This window comes from Corallococcus sp. AB045, from assembly GCF_003668895.1.
Classification (GTDB): domain Bacteria; phylum Myxococcota; class Myxococcia; order Myxococcales; family Myxococcaceae; genus Corallococcus; species Corallococcus coralloides.
In genome coordinates this window covers 1-5,662 of the sequence record NZ_RAWN01000335.1, presented here as the reverse complement: position 1 = coordinate 5,662, position 5,662 = coordinate 1, and the positions used below count along the sequence as shown (strand labels likewise).

4 protein-coding genes, 2 tRNA genes and 1 pseudogene are annotated in these 5,662 nt (G+C 66.2%); 4 read left to right on the top strand and 3 right to left on the bottom strand.

The genetic code is table 11. From position 1 onward, the window contains the following. Positions 1-111: 111 nt before the first annotated feature. Positions 112-188: transfer RNA gene (locus D7Y21_RS39835), tRNA-Pro, on the top strand. Between the two features lie 321 nt (positions 189-509). Here the strand turns inward: D7Y21_RS39835 and D7Y21_RS39830 are convergent. Next, positions 510-2,117 (bottom strand): YncE family protein, encoded by a 1,608-nt coding sequence (locus tag D7Y21_RS39830; protein ID WP_121718495.1) that lies wholly within the window; start codon positions 2,115-2,117, stop codon positions 510-512. Between the two features lie 632 nt (positions 2,118-2,749). On the opposite strand from D7Y21_RS39830, the gene tnpB (D7Y21_RS42455) reads away from it, so the two are divergent. Both tnpB (D7Y21_RS42455) and tnpB (D7Y21_RS43740) read left to right on the top strand, forming a co-directional pair. Continuing rightward, on the top strand, positions 2,750-2,851 hold the full coding sequence (tnpB, locus tag D7Y21_RS42455) for an IS66 family insertion sequence element accessory protein TnpB (protein ID WP_147443086.1): 102 nt from the start codon (positions 2,750-2,752) through the stop codon (positions 2,849-2,851). Positions 2,852-2,866: 15 nt separating this feature from the next. Further along, positions 2,867-3,061 (top strand): annotated as a pseudogene (tnpB, locus tag D7Y21_RS43740) (IS66 family insertion sequence element accessory protein TnpB); the annotation flags it as partial. A 63-nt stretch (positions 3,062-3,124) separates the two neighbouring features. Here the strand turns inward: tnpB (D7Y21_RS43740) and D7Y21_RS43230 are convergent. Next, positions 3,125-3,394, bottom strand: coding sequence for a serine hydrolase (locus D7Y21_RS43230; protein ID WP_147469517.1), 270 nt, complete (start codon positions 3,392-3,394; stop codon positions 3,125-3,127). A gap of 10 nt (positions 3,395-3,404) precedes the next feature. On the opposite strand from D7Y21_RS43230, the gene D7Y21_RS39810 reads away from it, so the two are divergent. Next, positions 3,405-3,476, top strand: a tRNA-Glu gene (locus tag D7Y21_RS39810). Between the two features lie 89 nt (positions 3,477-3,565). Here the strand turns inward: D7Y21_RS39810 and D7Y21_RS39805 are convergent. After that, complete coding sequence (locus D7Y21_RS39805; protein WP_121718494.1) at positions 3,566-4,969, bottom strand: NAD(P)/FAD-dependent oxidoreductase; 1,404 nt, start codon at positions 4,967-4,969, stop codon at positions 3,566-3,568. Between the last annotated feature and the right edge of the window lie 693 nt (positions 4,970-5,662).

The following is a 5,662-nucleotide window of genomic DNA, read 5'->3' as shown; positions in this document are numbered from 1 at the left end:
GGGTGGGGGAAGGGGGAGGCAAAAGAGTCCGTTGACTGAAGGAAGCGGCTCGGATAGATCCGCCCTCGCTTCGCCGGGCCCGAGGGCAGTTCCTGGCGCAGCACCGGATATCGGGGAGTGGCTCAGCCTGGTAGAGCACTTGGTTCGGGACCAAGGGGTCGCAGGTTCAAATCCTGTCTCCCCGACCATTAAAGCCCTGGAATTTCGCGGATTTACAGCGAGATTCCAGGGCTTTTTCTTTTCCTTGATGGACCGCCAGCAGCAGACCCGCAGCAAGCCGGGGGAATCATCTCTCGCGGCCACTGACGAGGCTCTTGGAACTGCTCCTCATGGCCCTGCGGCTGGAGACAGAGCCGATTCGCTGTGCTTGGCGGTACCAGAGGTTGGACACCCTCACCGGCGCGGGGGCGCAGCTGAACTGGGCCTCTCTGTATGACCCGTGAACGCGGAGGACCCGGTGGTGCGCCACCGGGTCCTCTGTCCCTACGGCTGCACGGCCAGCCCCTGGCTCACAGGCCCGTGGGGTAGATGACGATGCGATCCGAGCCGCTCGTCGCGAAGAGCAGCCTGCCGTCGCGGGAGACGCGCATCCGGCCGTTTCCGAAGGCGTGGTTTCCGGTCCAGTCGAAGAGCCCCGTGCCCGGCTCGATGTCGCGCTGCTTCGTCAGGGTCGTGGCGCTGTACACATCGATGGACGGCGCCCGGTCGTTGTACGAGTACCACGCCAGATAGAATTCATCCGCGATGGGGCTGTAGACGGCGCCAATGGGCAACGTATCCGCGTACTGTCCCAGCGTGGTCTGCAGCTTGAGGGCACTGTCGTAGATGAAGAGGCCTTCGTAGGTCGGGACCGCGTACTGGGACGCCTGCCGGCTGACGGCGATCTCATAGACGAACCAGTTCGTACCCGAGCCAGCGAACGTCTGCGCATCAACCTTGAAGCGTCCCCATGCTCCGCTGGAGGTGTTCGACTCCGCATAGGCAACCGTGGAGCCGTCTGCGGATGGGGTCAGCATGGTGTCCTGACGCACGTTCCTGATGGACCTGGCGGTGCCGTCCGTCAGGTTGACCTTGCGCAAGGGGACCGAGCCAGAGCCCCTGAAAGTGGACGAGACGAGGGCCTCGGTGGCGGACGTGTAGACCGCCGTGAACGTCCCCCCTTCGTAGAAGTCCAGGCTGAATTCGATCTTCTTCGACTCGCCGGTCGTGAGGTCGATCTGATGAATCCAGTTCTTGGTTTCGGTGTAGCCCGCATCTGCGACGAGGAGTCCATTTCCGTCGGGGGACAGGTCGATGCCGACGAAGGAGCCACCCGTGAGCAGCGGCGAATCGAATTGCCGCGTCACCAGGTTGTACACATGCACCAGACCACTGCCATTGGTCTCGCTGGTGGTGATGTACAGGAGATTTCGCCGGGCATCGTGGACCATGTCCCTGCGTCCGGTCACCTGGAGGGAAAGGGACGCGGGAGCGTCACAGACATCGTAGTCGCCCCACTGGCCCGTCTTGCACTCGCGGGACTGCCTGCCGAGAACACCGCAATGACGGGTCTCCACCGCCTCATCGGTGCAGACGTCCGCATCCACGCACGCCGACGAGGTCCAGGCGCCGGAGTCGCAGGTGCGACTCTGGGTGCCGCGGCCATTCAGCCCGCACACGAGCGAGTCCGAGGCACCGTCCACACACACATCCGGGTCCGCACAGGCCGTGGGCGTGCCCCACGCTCCTTGCGCGCAAGTCCGGCTCTGGGTGCCGCGGCCATTCAGCCCGCAGGAGGGCGAGTCCGAGGCACCGTCCACACACACATCCGGGTCCGCACAGGTCGTGGGCGTGCTCCACGCGCCCTGCGTGCAGGTCCGGCTCTGAGCGCCGCGGCCATTCAGCCCGCAGGTGAGCGCCTCGGTGGCGCTGTCCACGCACACGTCAGGGTCCGCGCAGGCACCGGGCGCGCTCCACTTGCCCGCCTCACAGGTCCGGACCTGGGTGCCGCGGGCGTTCAACCCGCAGGCCAGTGATTCGGAAGCACCGTCCACGCACACGTCGGGGTCCGCGCAGGCACCGGGCGCGCTCCACTTGCCCGCCTCGCAGGTCCGGCTCTGGGTGCCGCGACCGTTCAACCCACAGGCGAGCGATTCCGACGCGCCGTCCTTGCATTCGCCAGTGGGGTCCGAGCCGCAGGCTGCGAGCTGAACGCCGAGCAGGACGAGAAAGGCAATGTTTGCCCAACCCGAGAGGCGTCCCCTTCCCATGGCGAGGAATCCCCTCTCCCGGACAGCACCAGGACACGAGAGCGGCTGTGCAACATGATTGAAATCCATTGGCTGGCTCCCCCTCTAGACGCTGCGTCCGGGTCCCGATTGAACTCCGCGAGCCTGAGCTCAGGCGCAGTACACAGCCATCTAGAACCCTGGGGAGGGTTATCGCAAGAATAATGGACATCCCAAGCGATGACTGGAGGGCAGTCCGACAATCACCATCCACCTCCGCGCGTGCCGGCTGTACCGAAGGTCAATTGAATGCGGACCCGATATCCTGCGCACCCGCGGTGTCCGTGACACTCCAGGCCACCGCCGGCATCTCGAAAACCCCGACCATGCGCCTCCGATAATCCCTTGCGTCCGTCCTGGCAGTCCTGCTCCTCGCTGTCCTGCCCCGGTGCGCGCCACCGGAGGCCGCCGACAAGACTCCCCACTGCGCGAGTCCGCCCAGCCGCTCACCCCTGACGGCGGGCTGCGGTTGCGGTGAGGCGATGTTCGCGCTGCCTGCGTCAGTGCGCGTAGTGCTGGCGACGGAGCCGGTGGACATGCGGAAGTCCATCAACGGCCTCATGGCGCTGGTGCGCACGGCATAGGGGGAGGACGTCTACTCGGGGCACCTCTTCTCTTCCGTCTCGCGGCGGGGCGACCGTATCAAGTTGCTGCCATCGAGCCGGGGCGGCTTCGTGCTTCTCTACAAGCGGCCGGAGGCGGGCCAATTCGGGCTGCCCCGGGTGGACGCGAAGGCGAAGGCGGTGACGGTGGGCGCCAGTCAACTGGCGATGCTGCTGGACGGCCTAGACGTCGCGGAGGTCAAACGCCCGGCGGCCTGGTTGCGCCTCCCGTGCGCCCGGGAGGCGTGGTCGGATTCACGCTGGCCGCCGCAGTGGCGGGGCTTCGCGCGGTGCTGGGCTGGGACGATCTGCTGTTTTCACCAGGATGCCCAGCAGGACGTAGCTGGTGTTGCTGTAGCTCCAGCGCAGGCCGGCGGGGAACTGGAGGGGCCGCCCATAGGCGAGTTGCTCCGCGTCCGTGTAGTCTGCTTGGGGGACCAGAAATGGCCGCAGTTTGGCGCCTGGAGCGAAGACGCCGTGGATCCTCGTGAGGTTTGCCCGAGGCGGAGGCACCAGGGACGCCACACGTCGTAACAGTTCCAGTCCGGTGAAGAGCAGGTGACGCTGGCCTTTCAAGCCGGTAACACGGGTTCGAATCCCGTCGGGGACACTGAAGGACCGAGGCCGGAAGCCGCTGAGACCCAGCGGTTTCCGGCCTCGGTGTTTTCAGGCTCCTTCGCGTCTCCAGAATGTCTCCTAAAGAGGGGGAGGCCGTGTCTCGGTATTCGCCAGCCGCTCGAGAGGGCGGAGGAGCGACATGACGCCATGGCCCAACACGGGCAAGGCCACGGAGGGCTGGAGAACCGCCTCCAGCCCCGCGTGCAGGTGCAGTATCCGGTAGAACTGGCGATGGACGTGTGCGTCGGTCGACGTGCGCTCCATCAGCCGCAGGATGTACCAGTGCAGCAAGCCCAACCCGAAGGGCCGCTTCCCGACGGCCTGCGGATACAGCAGGTCCATGCCCGTGCCCAACAGCCACGGGAGCCGGATGACTTCAGGCAGCCGCTCGCGGAAGCGCTGCGCCAGGCCCGATGGCTCGCCTCGTTCGGCCTGCTCGCGAAGGCAGGTGTCCAGCAGCTCGGCGCCAAGCCCCGCCACCGACATGCCTTGCCCGTAGAGGGGGTTGAAGGCACACGCGGCGTCTCCCAGGATGACCAGCCCCTCGGGAAAGCGGGGCAGCTTCTCGTAGTGCCGCCACCGGCAGTCCTTCACCTTGTGCTGGGAGATGGGCCCTATCGGCGTGGCCTCTTTCAAGTAGTTGTACAGGTCCGGACGCGTCAGTGAGCGCGCGTACTCGAGGAACCCCGCGTACTCGGTGGGCGCGTGCTCCCCGAAGTAGCCATTGAGGGTGACGAGCCACCGGCCTCCCTCGACGTGTGAGATGAAACCCGCGCGCCAGGCCTTGGGAGGACTGGGATAGAGGAAGAGCGCCTTCCATTCCTTCTGGAAGTGGGGCGGCGGCTCGTGCAGGCACGTCGTGTAGGAAAGGTCCACGATGACCTGCTCTTCCTCCGGGCGCGCGTAGCCAATGGCTTCCAACCACTGAGGCATCCGCGAGCCCCGGCCACTGGCATCCACGACGAGGTCCGCCTCCCACGACTCCTCGCCCTGGGGTGTCTTGACCCGGACGCCCGTGATGCGCCCCGTGCCCTTCTCGTCGCAGATGAGCCCTTCGATGGAGCAGCCCTCGCGCACCGCTACGTTGGGCCGCGCCTTCACCCGGCGCAGGACGTTCCACTCGAGCAGGGGCCGGGTGCACAGCAGCCCGGGGATGCCGCTGGTGCGGCGCAGCTTCCACACCCCGAAGTGGTGCCAGGCGAGGTCTCCACTCGAGTCGATGAGCTCGGCGCCCTGGACCTGGAGTTGCTCGAACAGGTCCGGGAAGTACTTGTCGAGGATGCGCCGGCCCGTGTCCAACAGCACGTGGATGTGCGGCCCTTGCGGAACACCTTTGCGCGCGGCGGGCCCCTCCCCCCGGACATCCCGCTCCACCAGCGTCACCTTGTCGAAGTGGTCCGCGAGCACCCGCGCGCTCAGGAGCCCCGCCATGCTGCCGCCGATGACCACTGCGCTTCCGAATCTGCGTCCAGGGGTTTCCAAGTCCCAAGCCTCCAAGGTTTCAGGTCGTGGCGCTGCGGGTCAGAGGGGTCCGCCTTCCCCAGAGCCGCTCGCCCCCGCCGAGGAGATTGCACATCACAGGTCTGACATGTCCTCTCGGCCCCGGGGCTCGAAAGCTTCACCGCCACCTTGGAAACCCGTCGTGGGCAATCCCAGGTGCTCCACAATCGCTCTCACCCCTCCTTCTCCCTTCACGTACGCCAACACCCTCAAGCCTGCCTCCACACCTCAAGCACGCGAACACATCCAGGGCGAACGTCCTTTTCAGCAGCCCGGCCCAGTCCAAACGGGGGTGCGCTCCTTCCTCCGCGCCTCCACCCTCGCAGCCCAGGCTGGGCTCTCCTCCTCCAGCCCCGGCTCCCCCCGCTCGAGGGAGCAAGTGACGGTCGAGCGCAGGCGCCTCAGAACTCCGCGACGAACGCCAGCTCACAGACCCGCTCGCGACACGAGAACACGTGCAGTGCCGAACGGCCCGTCGAACTCAAGCGTGTTGAAACCGAAGAGCGCGCTCGACGCGATCTCCGGCGTGATCTCCATGCGACAGCGGTACCAGCTCGCCGGCGGTAGCGGGGTTGTCCGGGAGGCCGGCGTCAGAGCATAGGAAGAACAGCCCGGGATTCTCGCGCGACGCCAAGGAAAGACTGTCTATTATACTCTTCTAAACCTGCCGACCCC